The organism is Gemmobacter caeni (genome assembly GCF_003054195.1).
GTDB lineage: Bacteria > Pseudomonadota > Alphaproteobacteria > Rhodobacterales > Rhodobacteraceae > Gemmobacter > Gemmobacter caeni.
This window is the reverse complement of the sequence record NZ_QBKP01000010.1, coordinates 73900-95629: the sequence shown is the minus strand read 5'-3', so window position 1 is coordinate 95629 and position 21730 is coordinate 73900. Positions and strand designations below refer to the sequence as shown.

Genomic DNA, 21730 nt, shown 5'->3' with positions numbered 1-21730 from the left:
TCGCGTGATAGACCCGGAGGCGGCTGCCAATCTTGATCATAGTCAAGTCCTGCCCGGCGCAGAGGCGTTATGCCCCGGTCATGCAACCTGACTTTCCGTTCCCGGCGTTTGTGCTGCCCGGCCCGCTGAACCTGATCCTGACCCGCCTGATGCGCGGCATGGCGCGCCGCCATCCGGCGATCCTGCGCCGTCTGGGTGACAAGGCAGGCGCCCGCATTCTGATCGACGTCACCGACGCACCCTTTCCGCTGCTGATGGAGCCTGCCGCCCTGCGCCTGACCGCCGTGCGACGCGATGTGGCCTGCGATGCGGTGATCCGGGGGCGGCTGGCAGCTTTTCTGGACATGCTGCATGGCGGGGCGGACGGCGATGCGCTGTTCTTCTCGGGCGCGCTGGAAATCTCGGGCGATACTGCGGCGGTGCTGGCCATCCGTAATGCGCTGGATGATGCCGAACTGGATCTGACCGACGAACTGGCGGCCGAGGGCGGCCCGCTGGCACCGATACTGCGGCGGGGCGCGGCCCTGCTGGCACGGCGGTCAGGCCTGATGCTGACCCGTCATACCGGAGGAATGCGATGATGGAGCTGGTCTGTCCGGCGGGTACTCCCGCTGCTCTGCGGGCGGCTGTAGAGGCGGGGGCCCATGCCGTCTACTGCGGCTTTGCCGACGAGACGAATGCCCGCAACTTTCCCGGCCTGAATTTCAGCCGCGCCGAACTGGCCGCAGGCGTGGCCTTCGCCCATGCGCGTCATGCGAAGGTTCTGGTGGCGATCAACACCTTTCCCCGCGCGGGGGAACAGACGCTCTGGCACCGTGCGGTGGCCGACGCGACGGCGGCGGGCGCGGATGCGGTGATCCTTGCCGATCCCGGCCTTCTGGCACATGCCGTCGAGCATCATCCCGGTCTGCGGCTGCATCTTTCGGTGCAGGCGGCTGCCGCCAATCCCGACGCGATCAACCTTTATGCCGAGGCTTTTGGTGTGAGGCGTGTCGTGTTGCCCCGCGTGCTGACCGTGGCCGAAATTGCCGCCATCACCCGCGAAGTGACTGTGGAGACCGAGGTATTCGTCTTCGGCGGGCTTTGCGTCATGGCCGAGGGGCGCTGTTCGCTGTCGTCCTGGGCGACGGGGCTGTCGCCGAACATGAACGGGGTCTGCTCTCCGGCCAGCCATGTGGCCTATGCCGATGTCGCTGGCCGGAACGAGGCGCGGCTGGGCGGCTATCTGATCCACCGGACCGCCAAAGAGGCGCCGGTGCCCTATCCGACGCTGTGCAAGGGCTGTTTCAGCGCGCCTGACGGCAGGGGAGGGGGGCAGACCGGCCACATCTTTGAAGATCCCGCAAGTCTGGATGCCACCCGTCTGATCCCCGCGCTGGCGCGAGCCGGTGTTCGGGCGCTGAAGATCGAGGGGCGGCAGCGCAGCCGCGCCTATGTGGCGCAGGTTGTCCGCACCTTCCGCGCGGCAGTGGATGCGGCGGCCAGCGGGGCGCCGATGCCGGACAGCCTGTTGGCCAGCCTGACCGAAGGACAGGCCGCCACGACAGGTGCCTATGCGAAGACATGGAGGTAAGCCCTTGGACCTGATGATCGGCGCCATCCCCTTCTTCTGGCCTGCTGAAACTGTGCGCGCCTTATATGCAACTCTCGCCAGGACGCCTGCCACGCGGGTTTCGGTCGGGGAATGGGTCTGTTCAAAGCGCCTGCCTTTCTGGCAGCACGAAATCCCGGCTGCCGTCGATTGCTTGCAGGTGGCGGGCAAGGAGGTGGCACTGGCCAGTCTCGCGCTGATTACGCTGCCGCGTGAAAGGCGCCAGACCGCCGAACTGGCAGAAGCCGGGCTGCCGGTCGAGGTGAATGACCTGAGCGTGCTGCGCCACCTGCCGCAAGGTGCGGCCTTCTGGGTTGGCCCGGTGGTCAATGTCTACAACGAGGGCACGCTGGACTGGCTGGCACGACGGGGTGCCACCCGCATCTGCCTGCCGCCGGAGCTGCCCTTGCCCTCGGTCGCGCGTCTGGCTGCGGCTGGCCGTTCGGCTGGCGTCGCGGTCGAGGTCTGGGGGCATGGTCGTGTGCCGCTGGCGATCTCGGGCCGGTGCTATCACGCGCGGCTGCATGACCGCGCCAAGGACAGTTGCCAGTTTGTCTGCGGCGATGACCCGGACGGTCGCGATATCGACACGCTGGACGGCCAGCCCTTCCTGACCGTGAATGGTGTGCAGACGCTAGGGCGGGCGATCACCACGGCGGCCAGCCATCTGGAGGCGCTGCAAGCCGCCGGGGTGGCGGCGCTGCGGCTGTCGCCGCATGCCGGGGATTTCGCCGGAGTGGTGCATCTGTGGGCGTCGGCGCTCGCAGGCGGTCGCCCTCTGTCGCTTGGCGACCTTGCCCGCCTGATGCCGGGACAGAGTTTCTGCAATGGCTTTCTGTCCGCCGCGCCGGGCGCCCGGCCAGCGGCAACGCTCTGACTCGGCTGTCTTGACTATGGTCAAGGCTGTGGCGGCCCTGCGGACCTAGACCTGCCGCATGCGCCGCCTTTTCCAAGCCCTTCTCTGCCTTTCGCTGACGCTGGCCTTCGTGCTGTCAGGCGCGCTGCGCGGTGATGCGGCCCTTGGCGGCGTCACCGAAATGGTGATCTGCGGAGAAGGCGGGGCCTCTACAATCCTGCTGGATGCGCAAGGCAACCCCGTTGACGGCAAGCGTTGCTGCGATTGTGTGAAGTGCCTGCCAGTCCTGACGTTTCTGCCCGAACCTGCTGTCGTCGTTCGCCCCGCGCCGGTCGGCTTTGTCCGGCTGGGCAGGGTGTTGTCCGGTGCGACCGTCATGCGGCGCCAGCACCTGCGCCCGATGCCGCGCGGTCCACCGCTGGCATCGCACATACGTCATCGCCGGCGCGGCGGCCTGCCGCAGCCCCGACGTTTCGCCACGGGTCTTGAGTTTGGTCAAGTCCTCTTGCGCAGCGCCGGGGCAGAACCCGGGCACCTGAAAGAGGTTGCCCGATGATTCTGCTTGTCCGCCTGATTCTTGTTTGCCTTACGCTGATGCTGCCACGGTTCGCACTGGCCGAGCCGCTTTTGCCCGGCCTCCTGGCCAAACTGCCCGCCGCTGAACTGGTGCCACAGGCCGATGGCTATGGTCCGATGCGTGACGACCTGCCGGTTGTTCCCGTCCTCAGGGGCGGCGAAACCATCGGCTGGGCTTTCGCGACCAGCGATTTTGTCGGCACCACCGGCTATTCCGGCAAGCCGATCCACACGCTTGTCGCGCTGGACCCGCAGGCGCGCATTCTGGGTGTCGCGCTGGTCAAGCATTCTGAACCCATCGTGCTGATCGGCATTCCCGATGCGAAAATCAAGGCGATGGTCGCGGGCTATGTCGGGCTGGATCTGGTGGCCGAGGTCAATGCCGGCGGCACCGGACATGATGTCGACATCATTTCCGGCGCCACGGTCACGGTCATGGTGATCGACGATTCCATCGTGCGCTCGGGGCTGAAGGTGGCACGGGCGCTGGGGCTTGGCGGTCTTCACCCCGAGGCCCCTGCGCAGGGGCCGGTGTTGCAGATCGATCCCGATGCCGCCGCCCCTGCCGACTGGGCCACGATGGAAGGCGACGGCACGTTGCGCCGCCTGTCGCTGGACGTGGCGCAGGTGAACGAGGCTTTCGCCGCGCTGGAGGACAAGCGGGCGGGCGAACGCGCGCTGAAGGATGCGCCTAACACCCGCTATATCGAGATGCAGTCGGCGCTGGTGTCCGTGCCGGGGATCGGCCGCGCGCTGCTGGGCGAGGCGGAATACGCCAATCTGCAAGGCTGGCTGCAACCGGGCGATCATGCGCTGATGCTGGCGGGGCGCGGCCTCTACAGCTTCAAGGGGTCTGGCTATGTGCGCGGCGGCATCTTTGACCGCATCGTGCTGATTCAGGACGATGTCTCGGTGCGCTTCCGCGACCGGATGCACCGCAGGCTTGTCAGCCTCGCCCCTGCCGATGCGCCGGATTTCACCGAGAAAGACCTGTTCCGCATTCCCGCCGACAGCGGCTTTGATCCGGCGAAACCCTTCCGCATCCAGTTGCTCGTGCAGCGCGAGATCGGGCCGATCGAAAAGGCATTTACCACCTTTGATCTGGGCTACCAGTTGCCCGCCGCCTATCTGCGCAAGGTAACGCCCGTGCCGGCCCCTGCCGAAGCGATGGCTACGCAGGAGGAAGGCAGCGCCCAGGCCGATCTGTGGAAGAAGATCTGGCGCGGCTCGAAGGCCGACATCATCGCGCTTGGCGGGATGCTGCTGGTGCTGACCGGGGTGTTCTTCTTCCAGACCTTCGCCACCCGTAATGCGCGGCTTTTCTTCTGGTTCCGCATGGGCTTTCTGACCGTCACGCTGGTCTGGCTGGGCTGGATCGCCAATGCGCAACTGTCGGTCGTGAACCTGATGGCGCTGTTCGGCGCGCTGGTGAACGGGTTTTCCTGGCAGGCGTTCCTTTTGGACCCGCTGACCTTCATCCTGTGGTTCGCCGTAGCGGCGGCGCTGCTGTTCTGGGGGCGCGGGGCCTATTGCGGCTGGCTTTGCCCCTTCGGCGCGCTTCAGGAAATCACCAACCGCATCGCGCGGGCGCTCCATGTGCCGCAATGGACACTGCCCTGGGGCCTGCATGAACGGCTCTGGCCGGTGAAATACATGATCTTCCTCGGCCTGTTCGGGGTCAGCCTCATGTCCATCGAACAGGCTGAGCATCTGGCAGAGGTAGAGCCGTTCAAGACCGCGATCATCCTGAAATTCATCCGCGCCTGGCCCTTCGTCGCCTATGCGGCGGCGTTGCTGATGGCCGGGCTGTTCGTGGAGCGGTTCTATTGCCGCTATCTCTGCCCGCTGGGGGCGGCGCTGGCGATCCCCGCGCGCATCCGCATGTTCGACTGGCTGAAACGCTACAAGGAATGCGGCAGCCCCTGTCAGAGCTGCGCGAACCAGTGCCCGGTGCAAGCCATTCATCCGACCGGGGAAATCAACCCCAATGAATGCGTGAACTGCCTGCACTGCCAGGTTCTGTACCAGTCAAAAACCATCTGCCCGGTGGTCATCAAGAAGATGAAGCGGCGCGAGGCGATCGGCACGCCACCCGCCGGGCATCCCAACGCAAAACCCGTCGCCTCTGAAGGAGTGATCCGATGACCACCGAACCGAAATCCGGCCTGAGCCGCCGTTCCCTGCTGGGCGCCACCGCAGGCGGGGCCGCCCTTGCCAGCACCCTTGGTGGACGGCTGGCGCTTGGCGCCGGTGCCTCGGGCCTTGCCACCATGGCCGCGACAAGCGCCGCCCGCGCCGCGGGCATCGAGGTCGCGCCGGGGCAGCTTGATGAATACTATGGCTTCTGGTCTTCGGGCCAGACCGGCGAGATGCGCATTCTGGGCATCCCCTCGATGCGCGAACTGATGCGCGTGCCGGTGTTCAACCGCTGCTCCGCAACCGGCTGGGGGCAGACGAATGAATCCATCCGCATCCACCAGCGCACGATGAGCGACAGCACAAAGAAGCTGCTGGAGGCCAATGGCAAGAAGATCCATGACAATGGCGACCTGCACCATGTCCACATGTCCTATACCGAGGGCAAGTATGACGGCCGCTACCTCTATATGAACGACAAGGCCAATACCCGTGTGGCGCGGGTGCGTGGTGATGTGATGAAATGCGACGCCATTCTGGAAATCCCGAATGCCAAGGGCATTCACGGCATGCGTCCGCAGAAATGGCCGCGTTCCAACTATGTCTTCTGCAACGGCGAGGATGAAGCGCCGCTGGTGAACGACGGTTCCACCATGAAGGATGTCAGCACCTATGTGAACATTTTCACCGCTGTGGATGCCGACAAGTGGGATGTCGCATGGCAGGTGATGGTGTCGGGCAACCTTGACAACTGCGATGCCGACTACGAGGGCAAATGGGCCTTCTCGACGAGCTACAACAGTGAAATGGGCATGAATCTGGCCGATATGACGGCCAGCGAGATGGACCATGTGGTCGTCTTCAACCTCGCCGAGATCGAGAAGGCCATCGCGGCCGGGCAGTATCAGGAGGTGAACGGCGTCAAGGTTCTGGATGGCCGGAAAGAGGCGAACAGCCAGTTCACCCGGTATATCCCGGTCGCCAACAACCCGCATGGCTGCAACATGGCGCCCGACAAGCGCCACCTCTGCATCGGTGGCAAGCTGTCGCCCACCGTTACGGTGATCGACGTGACACTGCTGGATGCGGTGTTTGCCGGGGCCGAACCGCGCTCCTGTGTGGTGGCCGAGCCCGAACTGGGTCTTGGCCCGCTCCACAACGCCTTTGACGGGCAGGGTAACGTCTTTACCTCGCTGTTCCTCGACAGCCAGGTGGTGAAGTGGAACATCGACAAGGCGATTGCCGCCTACAAGGGCGAAAAGGTCGATCCGATCCTCGACAAGGTGGATGTGCAGTATCAGCCCGGCCACCTGAAGACCTCGATGGGCGAAACGCTGGAGGCCGACGGAAAATGGATGGTCTGTCTCTGCAAGTTCTCGAAAGACCGCTTCCTGAATGTCGGTCCGCTGAAGCCCGAGAATGACCAGCTGATCGACATTTCGGGCGACAGGATGGTGGTGGTGCATGACGGCCCCACCTTCGCCGAACCCCATGATGCGATTGCGGTTCATGCCAGCAAGATGACCAACATCAAATCGGTCTGGGATCGCAATGATCCGATGTGGGCAGAAACCCGCAGGCAGGCCGAGGCCGATGGCGTGGATCTTGACGGCTGGCAGGATCAGGTGATCCGCGACGGCAACAAGGTGCGGGTCTACATGTCCAGCCAGGCGCCGCAGTTCGCGCTGGAAGAGTTCACCGTCAAGCAGGGCGACGAGGTCACGGTGACCATTACCAACCTCGATGACATCGACGATCTGACCCACGGTTTTACCATGGGCAATCACGGCGTCGCCATGGAGATCGGGCCACAGCAGACTTCGTCGGTGACCTTCGTCGCGGCGAATCCGGGGGTTTACTGGTATTACTGCCAGTGGTTCTGCCACGCGCTGCACATGGAAATGCGCGGCCGCATGTTCGTGGAGCCGAAATGACCCTCCGGCTGGCCCTTGCCCTGTGCCTTCTGGCACTGCCCGCTTTGGCGGACCAGCGCGCCGTGGCGCCGGGGACGGGGCTGGCCGCCGCCATCGCCGGGGCAGCCCCCGGCGATGTGCTCCTGTTGCAGGAGGGGGACTACCCTGGTCCCATCCGCATCGACCGCCCGCTGACCCTGCGCGGCCCGCGCGGGGCACGGGTTGACGGGCTGGGACAGGGCACCGTCATCACCATCGCCGCGCCTGATGTGACGCTGGAAGGGTTCAGCGTCACCGGATCGGGCAATGCCAATGCCGATCTGGACTCAGGGGTGAAGATCCTCAAGGGCGCCGACCGTGCCCGAATTTCGGGTCTGCTGCTGCAGGACAACATGCACGGGATCGACGTGCATGGCGGGCGCGATGCGCAGGTCACCGGCAATGTGATCGAGGGCCGCCGGAACCCCCGCATGAATGACCGGGGCAACGGTATCTACATCTGGAACAGTCCCGGCACGGTCGTCACCGGCAATTCCGTGCGCTGGGGACGCGACGGCATCTTTTCCAACACCTCGCGCAAGGGGCTGTATCGCGGCAACCTGTTCCGGGACCTGCGCTTCGCCGTCCACTACATGTATACCCATGACAGCGAGGTGTCGGACAACATCAGCATCGGCAACCATCTTGGCTTTGCCATCATGTTCTCCGACCGGGTGAAGGTGCAGGGCAACCGCAGCCTCGGCGACCGCGAGCATGGCGTGATGCTGAACTTCGCCAACAGCGCCGATGTCTCGGGCAATCTGGTGCGGGGCGGCACGAAGAAATGCCTGTTCATCTACAATGCCCACAAGAACCTGATCTGGGGCAACAGGTTCGAGGGCTGCGGCATCGGCATCCACTTCACCGCCGGATCGGAACGTAATGTGCTGACCGGGAATGCCTTCATCGGCAATGCCGAGCAGGTGAAATATGTCGGCACCCGGCTTCTGGAATGGAGCTTCAAGGGGCGCGGCAATTACTGGTCGGATCATCCGGCCTTCGACCTGAATGGTGATGGCATCGCTGATTCAGTGTTCCGTCCGAACGATCTGATGGACCATATTCTGTGGTCGCAGCCTGCGGCCCGGCTGCTGACCGGCGCGCCTTCGGTGCAGCTGATCCGCTGGTCGCAATCCAACTTCCCCGCCACGCTGCCCGGTGGCGTGGTGGACAGTGCGCCGCTGATGGCGCCGCTCACCCTTCCCGTATCCGCAGACATCGCCGCGATGGAGGCCGAAGTGGCCGGCCGTTGGGCGAAAGGCAAATTCGATGACTTCAACCCTGACGATCTCGGGTCTCACTAAGCAATTCGCGGGGGTGACGGCCCTGTCGGACGTGACGCTTTCCGTCGCGCCGGGCGAGCGTGTCGCGCTGCTGGGCCATAATGGTGCGGGCAAGTCGACGATGATGAAGATCATCCTCGGGCTGATCCCGCAAACGGCGGGGCAGGTTACGGTCTGCAGCGCCGCGCCGGGGTCGGCTGCGGCACGGGCGCAGGTGGCCTATCTGCCGGAAAACGCGGCCTTCCACCCGGCGCTGACCGGGCTGGAACAGATGCGCCACTACCTCGCGCTGCGCGGTGAGCCTGCAACGGCGGCGCTGCCACTGCTGGAGCAGGTGGGGCTGGGCGCAGCCGCGCGACGGCGGATCGGCACCTATTCCAAGGGGATGCGGCAGCGTGTCGGCCTTGCGCAGGCGTTGATCGGCAGCCCGCGCCTTCTGGTGCTGGACGAACCGACTTCGGGCCTTGATCCGGTGTCGCGGCGCGATTTCTATGCGCTGCTGGACGGGCTGGCGGCGCGCGGGGCTTCGATCCTGCTCTCCTCGCATGCGCTGACCGAGGTGGAGGCGCGGACGGATCGTATCCTGATCCTCTCGAAAGGGCGGCTCGTGGCCGAAGGCCCGCTGGCCGATCTGCGGCGGCAGGCGGCGCTGCCCGTCGCCCTGCATGTGACGCCGCGCGCGGGGGCAGAACTGGATCTGCCGGGCGCGGTGGCAGTGGGCGGTGCGCTGCATCTGACCTGTGCGCAGGACGAGAAGCTGGCGCTGTTGGCGCGGATCACCGCGATGGGCGATGCGGTTGCCGATCTGGAGGTGCTGCCCCCCAGCCTTGAAGACATCTACAGCCATTTCAGCCAGAGGGCCGGGCAATGATCCGACGCATTCTTGCCACCGCCGCCTGCGAGTTCCGCATCTCGCTGCGCAATCGCTGGGTTTCCATTGCCGTTGCGCTGATGGGCCTGTTCTCGCTGGTGCTGGCCGCCGCCGGATCGGCGCCTACCGGAGGGCTGGGGGTGGACCGGCTGTCAGTCATCGTGGCCTCCCTCACCTCGCTGGGTGTCTATCTTGTGCCGCTTCTGGCGCTGCTGATGAGCTTTGATGCCATCGCGGGCGAGGCGGAGCGCGGCACATTGCCCCTGCTGCTGACCTATCCGGTCGCGCGGACCGAGGTGCTGGTGGGCAAGATGCTGGCGCATCTGGCGGTGCTGGCCCTGGCTTGCGGCACGGGCTACGGGCTGGCCGCTGTTGCGGCGCTCTCGTCCGATCCGGGGGCGGTTGCCGGGCTGCCTGCGCTGATCCGACTGTTCTGGACCTCGGTTCTGCTGGGCGCGACCTTCATCAGCGTGGGCTATGCGCTGTCGGCCCTGTCACGGCGGCCCTCGGGGGCGGCCGGGCTGGCAATCGGGCTGTGGCTCGGGCTGGTGGTTCTTTATGACCTTGGCCTGCTGGCCGCGGTGGTGGCCGACAATGGCGGGTGGTTCACGCTCAACGCCTTTCCGCTGGCCTTGCTGGCGAACCCGGCCGATGCGTTCCGGCTCTACAACCTCGCGGCATCCGAGGCGACGGCTGCGGCGGCGGGCGTGGCGGGTGCGTCCGCAACCATCCCGCCGTGGCAGTCACTGGCCTCTGTGCTGCTGTGGCCACTGCTGGTGCTGGCGCTTGCCGTGCTCGGGTTTCGCAGGGTGACGCCATGAAACGCCTGTTCCTCATGCTGCTGCTGGCCGCCTGTCAGGAACAGGCCGCGCAAGTCATCGATCCGGTGGCGCTGACCCCCGATGCGGTGGGCTACTACTGCCAGATGAACCTGCTGGAGCATCCGGGCCCCAAGGCGCAGGCCCATCTGGAGGGGCTGCCCGGCGCACCGCTGTTCTTCAGCCAGGTTCGCGATCTGGTCGCCTATCTGCGCGCGCCGGAACAAAGCCACCGCGTGCTGGCGGTCTGGGTCAATGATATGGCCGCGCCCGGCGCCACATGGGAAACCCCCGGCGCGACCAACTGGATCGACGCGCGGACGGCGCATTACGTTGTCGGGGCCGAAATTGAAGGCGGCATGGGGGCACCGGAATTCGTGCCCTTTTCCGATATCGTCGCCGCCCGCGCCTTTGCCGCCCGCCACGGCGGGCAGGTCATGTCCTTGCAGGCGATCCCCGATGCGCTTGTGACCCTTGCCGCCCCCGATACCGCAGAAGACGCCGACTGGCAGCGCCGCCTGCAAGACCTGTCCCGCCAGACCGGAGGTTGATCCGATGCTGACCCGTCGCCGCTTTCTTGCCATTTCCGCCGTGATGGCGCTGCCCGCAGCCGCCCGCGCCGCGCCGCCCTTGCATATTGCCACCGGGCAGGCACTCGGCGCGCAGGTGACGCTGCGGCTGGCGCATCCCGAAGCCCCGGCGATTGCCGCCCGCGCCATGGCCGAGATTGCCCGGCTGGAGGATGTGTTCAGCTTGTACCGCCCGTCATCGGCGCTGATGCGGCTGAATGTGGCGGGTGTGCTGGAGGCACCGCCATTCGACCTGCTGGAGTGCCTGACGCTGGCGGGACGGGTTCATGCGGCAAGCGGGGGCCGCTTCGATCCGACAGTGCAACCGCTCTGGTCCTTGCAGGCCGAAACGGCGAGCCGGGGTCGGGTTCCTGATGTCGGCGAACTGGCCGCTGCCCGCGCCCGGACCGGCTGGCACCGGCTGCGGATCGAGGCGGGGCAGGTCCGGATCGACCCCGGCATGGCGCTGACACTGAACGGTATCGCACAGGGCTATATCGCTGACCGGGTGACGGATCTGCTGCGGGCAGAGGGGCTGGGCGACATCCTGATCGACACGGGCGAGATGCGTGCGCTCGGCGGCGATCCGCGCGGCGGTGACTGGCCGGTGCAGTTGCAGGACGGCAGAACCGTGCCGTTGCGCGACCGGGCACTGGCGACCTCGGGCACGCTGGGCACGACTTTCGATGCGGCAGGGATGCGGGGCCATATCCTTGACCCGGTGACGGGCAACCCCGCGCGGCCGGTCTGGCGCGCGGTGACCATCGCCGCGCCTTCGGCGGCGCTGGCCGATGCGCTGTCAACCGCCGCCTGCCTGATACAGGACCGCGCCGACATCACCGCGCTCTGTGATCGGTTTGCCGAAACCGCTGCCCTGTCGCTTGTGCCATTGTGACCCCGCCCTGCCGGGGTGTCCGGCAGGGCAGCCATTGTGCTTACTGCATGGCGCCGATGGCGCTCAGGCCCGTCACCGCGCAAGCCGCGTCGATGTCGCCCGAGGGCGCGCCGCCGACACCGATGCCGCCCACCAGGGCCTCGCCCATGCGGATCGGCAGGCCGCCCGCCTGAATGACCATCCGCGCATCCATATCGCGCAGACCATCATTGGCAGGTTTTCCGGCGATGAACTCGGCCAGACCGGCGGTATCGCGGCCCATTGCCGCCGCAGTGAAGGCCTTGCCGGTGGCGCTGCTGCCTGTATGCGGGCCAGAGCCATCGGCCTTCAGCATTACCTTGGTGGCACCGTCGCGGGCCACGATGGCCACGCTGACCTTGTGCCCTTCTGCGGCGCAGGCCTGCACGGCGGCATCGGCGGCTTTCACCGCCATGTCCAGCGGCAGATAGGGTGCGGTCGGCAGATCCTGCGCGGTGGCGGCAAAGGGCGCCAGCAGGACGGCAGCCAGAACGGGAATGCGGATCATCGGTATCTCCTGTCATGAGTGATGACAGAAACCTAAACCTGCGACGCCGGGGCCGGTATTCGTAGGCCTTGCACGCAGTCTCCGTAGAACTACGGAGTGGCGCGGCCTTCCAGCCAGAGCCGGGTCATCTCTGCCTGCGAGATTGTCCCGAGCTTGGCTGCGATGGAGGCGCGATGGCTTTCCACCGTGCGGGGGGACAGGCCCAGCCCCCCGGCGATCTGGCGCGTGGTGAAACCTGCTGCGATGCGCTCCAGCACCTCCGCCTCGCGCGGGGTCAGGGCTGCCAGCAGAGCGAGCGTTTCCGCGAGTTCGGCCCGACGGTCCAGTTGGCGGTCCAGAATGCCCTGCGCCTTCTGGATCGCGTCGATCAGATCCTGCTCGTCCACCGGCTTTGACAGGAAGTCGATAGCCCCGTTGCGAAAGGCGCGGCGGCAGGCCTCGATATCACCATGACCGGACATCACGATGGTGGGCCAGTCGACTGCAAGTTCCGCCAGACGTTCCTGCAACTTCAGGCCGGAAATCACCGGCATGCGGATATCCAGGATCAGGCAGCCGGGCGTCAGCTGCGGCAGGCGGGCCAGAAAGGCTTGCGGATCGGCAAATCCAGTCACGGGAATATCGACCGTCGACAACAGCAGCGTCAGCGCCTGACGCACCGCCGCATCATCATCGACCAGATAGACAGGGCGGGTCATGCGGCGCCCTCCAGCGGCAGGGTGATGCGAAAGCTGGCACCTTCGGCGCTGTCTTCCAGCCCGATTTCGCCCCCGGCGCGTTCGATCAGCCGCTGGCTGAGCGCGAGGCCCAGCCCGGTGCCTTCCGGGCGGGTGGTGGTGAAGGGCGTGAACAGCCGGGGCCGCAGATCGGGCGCGACGCCGGGGCCGGTGTCGCGCACCGTAAGTTCCGCACGGCCGGCCCCCGCCCGCAAGGTGACACGGATCTGCCCGTCGGGCCGGTCTTGCAATGCTTCCAGCGCATTCCTCAGCAGGTTGAAGCAAACCTGCTCCATCTCGACCGGATCGGCACGGACGCGAACCGCCTCGGCGGGCAGATCGAAGGTCAGTCTTACCCCCTGCGCCGCCGCCTGCGGCGCCAGCAGGGCTGCGACATTGTTCAGCGCCTCACGCAGGTCGAAAGCCTGCACCGGCGCAGCTTGCGGCCGCGACCAGTTGCGAAAGCGTTCCAGTATGGCCGAGGCGCGGCGGGCCTGCGTCACGGTATCTTCCAGCACGGAGGCAAGCCGGTCCCGGTCATCGCGCGCGAGCAAGCGCCGCCCGGCCTGTGCCTGCGCCAGAATGGCGGTCAGCGGCTGCGTCAGCTCGTGCGTCAGTCCGCTGGCCAGCTCGCCCAATGCATTCACCCGTGCCGCATGGGCCAGCCGCGAGTCGAGTGCGCTGAGCCGCGCCTGTTCCAGGGCCTGCCGTGCGCGTTGCCGTTGACGCAGAAGAGCCAGCGCCGCCCCGGCCAGAAGCATGGCGACCAGCAGGATCAGGCCGGTGCGTAACGGCGGAAACAGATCGGAAGGGGTGACGCTGCGGGTGGTTTCCAGCACCAGAGGCTGCGAGACGCTGCCAAGGGTCCGGGTTTCGTGCGCCGCGCCGAACGCACCATGGTGAAGCAGCGGGGTGCCATCGGGCAGCGACAGGGTCACGCCCACGCTGGGCTGGCGCCAGTAGTCCCCGGCCTCGTCCAGCAGACCGGCGGCGTCGATGGACAGGCTGAGCCCATAGCGCGCGGCAGCGGAATTGGGGCTGCGCTTGACCATGATGTAGTGGCCCTCCCGCCCCGGATCAGGCAGCAGCGCGATCCCGCCCCCGGACGCCAGTGCAGCCGCCCGGATATTCGCGGCAAGGGTCGGGTTTATCGCGGCACCGACCGTGCGGCCTTCCGCGATCAGCGGCACCAGCGTGACGGCGCTGATGCGCGGATAAAAGCGGGTGATCGTTGCCGCCACCTCCAGAAACAGCCGTTGATCCGGTTCGTCGCTGGCCACTGCAATGGCAGAAAGTGCGGTCAGATGCGCGTCATGCTGATCGGCCCGCTGCGAGGCCAGACGGTGCAGCACAGCGGTTTGCTGCGCAAGTTCCGTGGTCAGCGTCCGGTGTTGCCAGAGGCCAAGGCCCGTCAGCAGGGCAAGGCCAAGCCCGACGCCAAGGGCAGCAAGCTTCACCGGGCTTTCCAGAAGAGGCAGGCGGCGGGTCATTGGATCAGTCTGCCAGCTTGCGGCGGCAAGGGAAATGGCCGGATCATCGGGGGAAGCTGCAAAGGGCCGCGCCGTAATCGCGGATTTCCGCGCCCTTACCCCTGCGGGGCTGGGCTTCGCTTTTTGCGGACATAAAGCTCCAGCCGGTGATGGACGATTTCGTAGCCCATCGCATCGGCGATCTCGGCCTGAAGCCGCTCGATCCGTTCGTTCGCAAATTCCACCACCTCGCCGGTTTCCACGTCGATCATATGGTCGTGGTGATGCGTTTCGGTATGTTCAAAGCGTGCGGGCGTGCCTTCGAACTGATGGCGCAGGATCACACCCTGCATCTCCAGCTCGGTCAGGGTGCGATAGACGGTCGAGAGGGAAATGCCCGGCACCACTTCTTCGGCGCGGCGGTGAAGCTCGGTGGCTTCGGGGTGGTCTTCGGCATCGGCAAGCACCGACAGCAGCGCCGCCCGCTGGCGGGTGATGCGCACGCCTGCCTGACGCAGCGCGTCTGTCAGCTTTTCGGTTCTGTGGTCGTGGTCGGTCATACTTTCTCTTCGCGCATTTTCCCGTGCGGATGCAAGTCTCAGATGCAAATGACTCGCATCTGGCTTGACAGTTGCAAATCATTCCTAAATGCATGTGGGGCGACAGGGAGAATCCGATGATCTGCAGACGAGCAATTTTGGGCATGGCCACAGGCCTTGCCCTGACCGGCCTGACGGGGGCCGCCGCCGCCGCGCAGGAGCGGCTGAAGGTCGTCACCACCTTCACCATCATTGCCGATATGGCGCAGAATGTGGCCGGTGATGCGGCCGAGGTGGTTTCGATCACCCGCCCCGGTGCCGAGATTCACGGATACGAGCCGACGCCGCGTGATCTGGTGAAGGCGCAGGGGGCGGATCTGATCCTGTGGAACGGGCTGAACCTTGAACGCTGGTTCGAGAAATTCTTTGTGAATCTGCGCGATGTCCCCGCCGCGACCGTTTCGAACGGGATCGCGCCCATCGCCATTGCGGGCGGCGATTATGCAGGCAAGCCCAATCCGCATGCCTGGATGGCGCTCGACTCCGCCGAAATCTACATCGACAACATTCGGGATGCGCTCAGTGCCGCAGACCCGGACAATGCTGCCGTCTATGCCGCAAATGCCGATGCCTACAAACGGCAGGTGGCTGCGGTCATCGGCCCGCTGCGCGAGGCAGCGCGGGCCCTGCCGGAAGGGCGCCGCTGGCTGGTGACATCGGAGGGCGCATTTTCCTACCTCGCGCGGGATTTCGGATTGCAGGAGGTTTACCTCTGGCCGATCAATGCCGATGCGCAGGGCACGCCGCAACAGGTGCGGTCGGTGATCGACACCGTGCGGGCCGAAAGCATCCCGGTGGTCTTTTCCGAAAGCACCGTATCGGACAAGCCCGCGCGGCAGGTCGCACGCGAGACCGGCGCCGCCTATGGCGGAGCGCTGTATGTCGACAGCCTCTCCGAACCGGACGGGCCGGTGCCGACCTATCTTGACCTGCTGCGCGTCACCTCGGAAACCATCGTGACGGGCCTTCAGCCATGAGCGACGGCATCCGCGCCAGCGGCCTGACGGTTACCTATCGCAACGGTCATACCGCGTTGCGGGATGCCAGTTTCGCCGTCCCACGCGGCAGTATCGCGGCGCTGGTGGGGGTGAACGGTGCGGGCAAATCCACGATGTTCAAGGCGTTGATGGGGTTCATCCCCGTTTCCGCCGGAAAGATCGAGATTCTGGGCCAGCCGGTTCAGGCCATGATGAAGAAACAGGCCGTCGCCTATGTCCCGCAATCCGAGGAAATCGACTGGACCTTCCCGGTGTTGGTCGAGGACGTGGTGATGATGGGGCGCTATGGCCATATGGGCTTTCTGCGCCGTCCGCGCGCGGCGGATCATGCCGCCACGACAGCGGCGCTGCAACGGGTCAACATGGTCGAATTCCGGCATCGCCAGATCGGCGAGCTGTCGGGCGGGCAGAAGAAGCGCGTCTTTCTGGCCCGCGCACTGGCCCAGAATGCGCAGGTGATCCTGCTGGACGAACCCTTTACCGGCGTGGATGTGACGACCGAGGAACAGATCATCACGCTGCTGCGCGAGATGCGGGCCGAAGGGCGGGTGATGCTGGTGGCCACGCATAACCTCGGCTCGGTACCCGAGTTCTGCGACCGGGTTGTGCTGGTGAAGGGCACGGTTCTGGCGCATGGCCCGACCGAGGAGGTCTTTACCCCGGACCGGCTGCGCGAAACCTTCGGCGGCGTGCTGCGGCACTTTCTGCTGGAGGGGCCACGGCTGCATGACGATGCCGACCCGCGCCGTCTGGAAGTCTATTCCGACGACGAACGGCCGCTGGTGGTTTATGATGACCGGGCCCGCACCCTGAAGGGCCGGCAATGAACTGGTTCGAGCCCTTTCAGTATGGCTACATGACCAATGCGATCTGGGTGTCGGCGCTGGTCGGCGCGGTCTGTGCCTTTCTTTCGGCCTATCTGATGCTGAAAGGCTGGTCGCTGATCGGGGATGCGCTGTCCCATTCTGTCGTGCCGGGGGTGGCCGGGGCCTATATGCTGGGCCTGCCCTTCGCCCTTGGCGCCTTCCTGTCGGGCGGGCTTGCCGCACTGGCGATGCTGTTCCTGCGCAGCCGGTCGGGTCTGAAGGAGGATGTGGTGATCGGCCTGATCTTCACAGCCTTCTTCGGGCTGGGGCTGTTCATGGTGTCGCTGAACCCGATGGCTGTCTCGATCCAGACCATCATCATGGGCAATATCCTTGCCATCACACCCGAGGATACGCTGCAACTGGCGCTGATCGGGGGGGTGTCGCTGGTCATTCTGCTGGCGAAATGGCGGGATCTGCTGGCGGTCTTCTTCGACGAGGCACATGCGCGTTCCATCGGGCTGAATGTCACGGCGCTGCGGCTGGTCTTCTTCACCCTGCTTTCGGCCTCGACCGTGGCGGCGATGCAGACGGTGGGGGCGTTTCTGGTGATCGCACTTGTCGTTACCCCGGGCGCGACCGCCTATCTGCTGACCGACCGCTTTCCCCGGCTGCTGGCGCTGTCGGTGGCCATCGGATCGGTCACTTCGGCCTTCGGTGCCTATCTCAGCTATTTTCTCGACGGTGCGACCGGGGCGGTGATCGTCTGCTTCCAGACGCTGCTGTTTCTGGCCGCGTTCTTCTTCGCCCCCAAGCATGGCATGCTGGCGGCCCGCGCCCGCGCGAAAGCTGCCCTGAAGGAGCCGCTGTGATGGCCGACCTGTTGTTGCCGTTCCAATTCCCCTTCATGCAGAATGCGCTGCTGATCATCTTGCTGATTGCTCCGGCGGCCGCGTTGCTGAGCTGTTTTCTGGTGCTGAAGGGCTGGTCGCTGATGGGCGATGCCACCAGCCACGCGGTTCTGCCGGGCGTTGTCCTGGCCTATGTGGCCGGTATTCCGCTGCTGATCGGCGCGTTTCTCGCCGGTCTGGTCTGCGCGCTTGGCACCGGCTTCATCAAGGACAATTCCCGCATCAAGCAGGATACCGTGATGGGCGTGGTCTTTTCCGGCATGTTCGGTCTGGGTATCGTCATCTACACCCAGATCGAGACCTCACTGCATCTGGACCACATCCTGTTTGGCAACATGCTGGGCGTTGGCGCACAGGATCTGTGGACCAGCGGGCTGATCTCGGGCGGGGTGGCGCTGATCCTCGGGGTGAAGTGGCGCGACTTCCTGGCCCAGAGCTTTGACCCCGTGCAGGCGCGGATGATCGGGTTGCGGGTGGGGGCGCTGCATTACGGGCTGCTGGCCATCCTGTCCGCCACCATCGTTGCAATGCTGTCCTCGGTCGGGATCATCCTCTCTGTGGCCTATCTGATCGCGCCGGGCGCCATTGCCTTCCTGCTGACACGCCGGTTCGTGACCATGATGATGGCGTCGGTGGCGGTTGCGGTGCTGGCCGGAGCGGGCGGCGTTTATGCGTCTTTCTGGCTGGACGCCGCCCCGGCGCCAACCATCGTGCTGATCCTGACCGGGCTGTTCGTTACGGCGCTTCTGGCCCGCAATCTGCGCAATGGTCGCGCTGCCCTGTCTGCCTCCGGTGCAGAGCGGGGGTCTGGCCTGTAACGGCTGGCCGCGTCCCCCTCCTGATTCACGCCGCTTCTGCGGCGTGGGTCAGGTCCACCTGCACGACATCGCAGCGTCCGCTGGCGAAGGTGGCGGCGCAGCCCTCCAGATAGAATTGCCAGCAGCGGAGGAAGGCATCGTCATAGCCAAGCCGCCGGATGCGGGCGCTTTCCTGCATCATCCGTTCAGACCAGATCCGGCAGGTGCGGGCATAATCCTGACCGAAGGCATGGCTGGATTTCACCCGCAGCCCGGCCTTTGCCGCCTGATGCCCGATCACCGTATCGCAGGGGAGCATGCCACCGGGGAAGACGTGCTGGCGGATGAAATCCGTCCGCCGCCGATAGACCGAGAATTCGGTATCGGGCACGGTAATGGCTTGCAGAACGATCCGCCCGCCCGGTGCCAGCCTGTTCTTCAGCGCGGTGAAATAGGCAGGCCAGTAGGCCTCGCCCACCGCCTCAATCATCTCGATCGAAACGATATTGTCGAACCTGCCCCCGACATCGCGGTAATCCTGAAGCCGCACTTCCGCACGACCATCAAGGCGCGCATCTGCATAACCCTTCTGCTGATGCGACAGCGTGATCGCGGTAACAGCGTGGCCACGTTCGGCGGCGGCCTCGGCAAAGCCGCCCCAGCCGCAGCCGATTTCCAGCAGCCGCTCGCCTTTCCCCAGCCGGGAGAGGATGCGCCCGTTCTTGCGGGCCTGCGCCTGTTCCAGATCGTCGCCGGGCCCGAAAAGGGCCGAGGAATAGGTCATGCCGGGATCAAGCCAGAGCTGATAGAACTCGTTCCCGACATCGTAATGGGCGCGGATATTGCGCGCGGCACCCCGGCGGCTGTTGCGGCGCAGGAACAGATCGGACAGCCGCATGCGGATGGCCTGCACCGGCCCCGGCGTTCCCAGTCCGGACAGCGCGTCAAGATTGCGCAGCGCGAGCGTCAGCACGCTTTCCAGCGTGTCGCTGCGCCAGTCACCGGCGATCCAGCCCTCGCCAAACCCCACATCGCCGCGCAGGGCCAGCCGGTGCAGGAGGCGCCAGTCACGGATATGCAATTCAGCCTCGGGGCCAGCATGGCCAAACCTGTGGCGCGTGCCATCGGGCGTGGTGAGCGTCAGAATCCCGTGCTCGATCCGCTCCAGCGCCGCAAGGAAGCGGCCGGAGAGTGCCCGCTGCGTCATGGTGGTCATCAGGTGATCTCCTGTTCGGGCGGGGTGGGAAGACGGCGGTAGGTGGCGCCCTTGATCCTGAGGCGAAGGGCATGCCAGTAGATCTGCACAATCACCCGCAGTGCGCCGCCGGGGCGTTGCAGCGCCGCGCGCAGGATGCCGCCCGAGGTCAACGGGCGCAGCAGGCCGCCCATGGCGGTATCAATCCCGTCCGCACCGTCCTTGCGCGCAATTCGGATGGCAAGGCGGTCGGGGTGCAGGTCGAAAGCAAATTCATAGTCCCCCGACAGATCCTGAAACGGCGAGACATGAAACATCTTGCGGGCGGACAGCCGCGTTGCGGCGGTGATCGGCGCCTGGCCGGGCGGGATCAGCAGATAGGAATGCCGCTGCCCGAAGGTATTGTTGACCTCGGCGATGGCGGCAATCAGCGCATCCCCCTCGATCAGCAGCCAGAAGCTGACCGGAGCGAACCAGTATCCCAGAAACCGGGGCTGCGTCAGCAGGGCAAGCACGCGGCCCGGCGCGCGGTCTATCCCGGCGGTGGCAAATTGCTGCCAGGCCCAGCCCGCGCCGGAGCCTTCGCCGCGTCTGCCGCCGTGGTCTGCATCGTGAAAGGCAATCAGGTTAAAGCGGTTGTGCCCCATCAGGCGGGGCGGGCGACAGGTTTCGGGGGCCAGCAGTACATGGTCGGCAGAGGTGCGGAACGCATGATGCGGCGGCGCGCGGCGGGCATGGGTAATCACTGCCCGCAGGCCCAGCACCTCGCCCGCGTCCAGCCGTGCGGCCAGTGTCATGGCGTCACCTGTTCCGGCCGGAGGCGCCGGGCGATCCGCATGGCACTTGCAAAGCCGTCTTCATGGAAGCCGTTGCGCAGCCATGCTCCGGCAAACCATGTGTTGCGCTGGCCTTGCATCGCCGCGATTTGTGTCTGCGCCTCCAGCGCCGCCTGATCGAATACCGGATGGCGAAAGACCGTCTCGTCCTGGATCAGCCGGGGATCAATCTCCTGCCCCGGGTTCAGCGTCACGAACAGCGGATCATCCTCGGGGATATTCTGAAGCCGGTTCATCCAGTAGGTCACGCCCACCCCCGTCGAGTCACCATGGCTGACCCACGAGCTCCAGCACAGGCGGCGTTTCGGCATGATGGATGGATCGGCATGCAGCACGGCCCTGTTCGGCTGAAACCGGATGGCCGACAGCGCCGCGCGTTCTTCGGCAGAGGCATCGGTCAGCAGGGACAGCGCCTGATCCGCATGTGCGGCCAGAATGACATGATCGAATTCCTCCGGCTCCGCCCCCTTGGCGCGCAGTGTCACGGTTCCGGCGTGGCGCGTGACAGCCCTGACCTCGGCCCCGCGCCGCAGTTTGACCCCGGATTTTTGCAGCGCCGTCGCAAGACGAGCGACATAAACGGTCGAGCCACCCGCCACGGTCCACCACTGATGATGTCCGGTGCGCGACAGCAGCCCGTGATTGCGCATGAACCGTAGCAGCGCCTGTGCGGGAAAGCCCCCGATCTCGCGGTCGGGTGTAGACCAGATGGCGCCGCAGAAGGGGAAAAGGTAGTGATCGCGGAACCGCGGTCCCAGCCCCATTTGCGCGATCAGTTCCGCAATCGACAGATCCGGCGCGGCGGCGACCAGATCCTCGGCCCTGCTGTTGAAGCGCAGGATGTCGCGGATCATCCGGTAGAAGCGCGGGTCAATCAGGTTGCGCCGTTGCGCGAACAGCGTGTTGCCCGACCGCAGTGCATATTCCACCCGCCCGCCGTTCAGCGACACGCCATAGCTCATGTCGCTTTTCTCGACAGGAATATCGAGGTCACGGAAAAGCGCGGTCAGATGCGGATAGTTCACATGGTTGAACACAATGAAGCCGGTATCGACCGGCTGGTCGCCCCGGCGTCCGGCCACGACTGTGCGGGCATGGCCCCCCAGCCGGTTTTCACTTTCAAACAGTGTGACATGGTGGCAGGAGGACAGGGCCCAGGCAGAGGCCAGACCGGCAATGCCGCCGCCGACGATGGCGATGCGCCTCGGGGCGCCTTTGGAAAGGTCGAAGGGCATCAGGGCTCCACTTGGTTTGTCCCTGTCCTACGCCGCCGCGCCCGGAACGGATCACTTCGGCAGAAAATTTCCCTGCGCGATGATCCATTTGACGG

General features: G+C 65.6%; 22 protein-coding genes. 14 read left to right on the top strand and 8 right to left on the bottom strand.

The annotated features are described in order from the left end of the window. Window positions 1-80 precede the first annotated feature (80 nt). From ubiT to ubiV, 3 genes are read left to right on the top strand one after another with little or no spacing between them, the layout of a single operon-like run. The gene (ubiT, locus tag C8N34_RS15875) at window positions 81-581 is read left to right on the top strand and encodes a ubiquinone anaerobic biosynthesis accessory factor UbiT (RefSeq protein ID WP_054302149.1); all 501 of its coding nucleotides are present in this window, start codon (window positions 81-83) and stop codon (window positions 579-581) included. Next, on the top strand, window positions 581-1573 hold the full coding sequence (gene ubiU, locus C8N34_RS15870) for a ubiquinone anaerobic biosynthesis protein UbiU (RefSeq protein ID WP_108129600.1): 993 nt from the start codon (window positions 581-583) through the stop codon (window positions 1571-1573). The genes ubiT and ubiU overlap by 1 nt, the downstream gene beginning before the upstream one ends. 4 nt (window positions 1574-1577) lie before the next feature. Then, entirely contained in the window at window positions 1578-2468 is an 891-nt protein-coding gene (ubiV, locus tag C8N34_RS15865) for a ubiquinone anaerobic biosynthesis protein UbiV (protein ID WP_108129599.1), read from the top strand. A 115-nt stretch (window positions 2469-2583) separates the two neighbouring features. On the opposite strand, the gene C8N34_RS25970 is transcribed toward ubiV, so the two are convergent. Then, window positions 2584-2946, bottom strand: a complete 363-nt coding sequence (locus tag C8N34_RS25970) for a hypothetical protein (protein WP_145693638.1) — start codon at window positions 2944-2946, stop codon at window positions 2584-2586. Window positions 2947-2999: 53 nt separating this feature from the next. Here C8N34_RS25970 and C8N34_RS15855 point away from each other — a divergent pair, with 53 nt between their 5' ends. From C8N34_RS15855 to C8N34_RS15825, 7 genes are read left to right on the top strand one after another with little or no spacing between them, the layout of a single operon-like run. Continuing rightward, window positions 3000-5168, top strand: coding sequence for a NosR/NirI family protein (locus tag C8N34_RS15855; RefSeq protein ID WP_108129597.1), 2169 nt, complete (start codon window positions 3000-3002; stop codon window positions 5166-5168). Beyond that, window positions 5165-7093, top strand: coding sequence for a TAT-dependent nitrous-oxide reductase (nosZ, locus tag C8N34_RS15850; protein WP_108129596.1), 1929 nt, complete (start codon window positions 5165-5167; stop codon window positions 7091-7093). The genes C8N34_RS15855 and nosZ overlap by 4 nt, the downstream gene beginning before the upstream one ends. After that, window positions 7090-8415, top strand: a complete 1326-nt coding sequence (locus tag C8N34_RS15845; RefSeq protein ID WP_108129595.1) for a nitrous oxide reductase family maturation protein NosD — start codon at window positions 7090-7092, stop codon at window positions 8413-8415. The genes nosZ and C8N34_RS15845 overlap by 4 nt, the downstream gene beginning before the upstream one ends. Next, window positions 8381-9265, top strand: a complete 885-nt coding sequence (locus C8N34_RS15840; protein ID WP_108129594.1) for an ABC transporter ATP-binding protein — start codon at window positions 8381-8383, stop codon at window positions 9263-9265. The genes C8N34_RS15845 and C8N34_RS15840 overlap by 35 nt, the downstream gene beginning before the upstream one ends. Beyond that, on the top strand, window positions 9262-10086 hold the full coding sequence (locus tag C8N34_RS15835) for an ABC transporter permease (RefSeq protein ID WP_108129593.1): 825 nt from the start codon (window positions 9262-9264) through the stop codon (window positions 10084-10086). Before C8N34_RS15840 ends, C8N34_RS15835 begins: the two co-directional genes overlap by 4 nt. After that, window positions 10083-10634: a nitrous oxide reductase accessory protein NosL gene (locus C8N34_RS15830; protein WP_108129592.1), complete on the top strand. Its 552-nt coding sequence runs from the start codon at window positions 10083-10085 to the stop codon at window positions 10632-10634. The genes C8N34_RS15835 and C8N34_RS15830 overlap by 4 nt, the downstream gene beginning before the upstream one ends. A 4-nt stretch (window positions 10635-10638) precedes the next feature. Further along, window positions 10639-11547, top strand: a complete 909-nt coding sequence (locus tag C8N34_RS15825) for an FAD:protein FMN transferase (protein ID WP_199750700.1) — start codon at window positions 10639-10641, stop codon at window positions 11545-11547. A 40-nt stretch (window positions 11548-11587) separates the two neighbouring features. Here C8N34_RS15825 and C8N34_RS15820 read toward each other — a convergent pair whose 3' ends face one another. The 4 genes from C8N34_RS15820 to C8N34_RS15805 all read right to left on the bottom strand — a co-directional run bounded on the left by C8N34_RS15820 (window position 11588) and on the right by C8N34_RS15805 (window position 14818). Continuing rightward, window positions 11588-12073 carry a GlcG/HbpS family heme-binding protein gene (locus C8N34_RS15820; RefSeq protein WP_054302139.1) on the bottom strand — a complete coding sequence of 162 codons (486 nt, stop codon included), beginning with the start codon at window positions 12071-12073 and terminating at the stop codon, window positions 11588-11590. 89 nt (window positions 12074-12162) lie between these two features. After that, window positions 12163-12771, bottom strand: a complete 609-nt coding sequence (locus tag C8N34_RS15815) for a response regulator transcription factor (RefSeq protein WP_054302138.1) — start codon at window positions 12769-12771, stop codon at window positions 12163-12165. After that, window positions 12768-14279 (bottom strand): sensor histidine kinase, encoded by a 1512-nt coding sequence (locus tag C8N34_RS15810; RefSeq protein WP_108129591.1) that lies wholly within the window; start codon window positions 14277-14279, stop codon window positions 12768-12770. The genes C8N34_RS15815 and C8N34_RS15810 overlap by 4 nt, the downstream gene beginning before the upstream one ends. 95 nt (window positions 14280-14374) lie before the next feature. Continuing rightward, complete coding sequence (locus C8N34_RS15805) at window positions 14375-14818, bottom strand: Fur family transcriptional regulator (RefSeq protein WP_054302137.1); 444 nt, start codon at window positions 14816-14818, stop codon at window positions 14375-14377. Window positions 14819-14934: 116 nt separating this feature from the next. Between C8N34_RS15805 and C8N34_RS15800 the strand changes: the two genes are divergently transcribed. The 4 genes from C8N34_RS15800 to C8N34_RS15785 are packed head-to-tail and all read left to right on the top strand — an operon-like array spanning window position 14935 to window position 18390. Further along, a complete protein-coding gene (locus tag C8N34_RS15800; RefSeq protein ID WP_108129590.1) occupies window positions 14935-15834 on the top strand; it encodes a metal ABC transporter substrate-binding protein in 900 nt (299 codons plus the stop codon). Beyond that, a complete protein-coding gene (locus tag C8N34_RS15795) occupies window positions 15831-16682 on the top strand; it encodes a manganese/iron ABC transporter ATP-binding protein (protein ID WP_108129589.1) in 852 nt (283 codons plus the stop codon). Before C8N34_RS15800 ends, C8N34_RS15795 begins: the two co-directional genes overlap by 4 nt. Then, the gene (locus C8N34_RS15790; protein ID WP_108129588.1) at window positions 16679-17533 is read left to right on the top strand and encodes a metal ABC transporter permease; all 855 of its coding nucleotides are present in this window, start codon (window positions 16679-16681) and stop codon (window positions 17531-17533) included. The genes C8N34_RS15795 and C8N34_RS15790 overlap by 4 nt, the downstream gene beginning before the upstream one ends. Next, window positions 17530-18390, top strand: a complete 861-nt coding sequence (locus tag C8N34_RS15785) for a metal ABC transporter permease (RefSeq protein WP_277878284.1) — start codon at window positions 17530-17532, stop codon at window positions 18388-18390. The genes C8N34_RS15790 and C8N34_RS15785 overlap by 4 nt, the downstream gene beginning before the upstream one ends. Before the next feature lie 25 nt (window positions 18391-18415). On the opposite strand, the gene C8N34_RS15780 is transcribed toward C8N34_RS15785, so the two are convergent. Genes C8N34_RS15780 through C8N34_RS15770 form a run of 3 tightly spaced genes read right to left on the bottom strand, consistent with a single transcriptional unit; the run spans window position 18416 to window position 21635 of the window. Beyond that, window positions 18416-19585 carry an SAM-dependent methyltransferase gene (locus C8N34_RS15780; protein WP_108129586.1) on the bottom strand — a complete coding sequence of 390 codons (1170 nt, stop codon included), beginning with the start codon at window positions 19583-19585 and terminating at the stop codon, window positions 18416-18418. Then, window positions 19585-20361, bottom strand: a complete 777-nt coding sequence (locus C8N34_RS15775) for a DUF1365 domain-containing protein (protein ID WP_108129585.1) — start codon at window positions 20359-20361, stop codon at window positions 19585-19587. Before C8N34_RS15775 ends, C8N34_RS15780 begins: the two co-directional genes overlap by 1 nt. Continuing rightward, on the bottom strand, window positions 20358-21635 hold the full coding sequence (locus tag C8N34_RS15770) for an NAD(P)/FAD-dependent oxidoreductase (protein ID WP_108129584.1): 1278 nt from the start codon (window positions 21633-21635) through the stop codon (window positions 20358-20360). Before C8N34_RS15770 ends, C8N34_RS15775 begins: the two co-directional genes overlap by 4 nt. Window positions 21636-21730 lie beyond the last annotated feature (95 nt).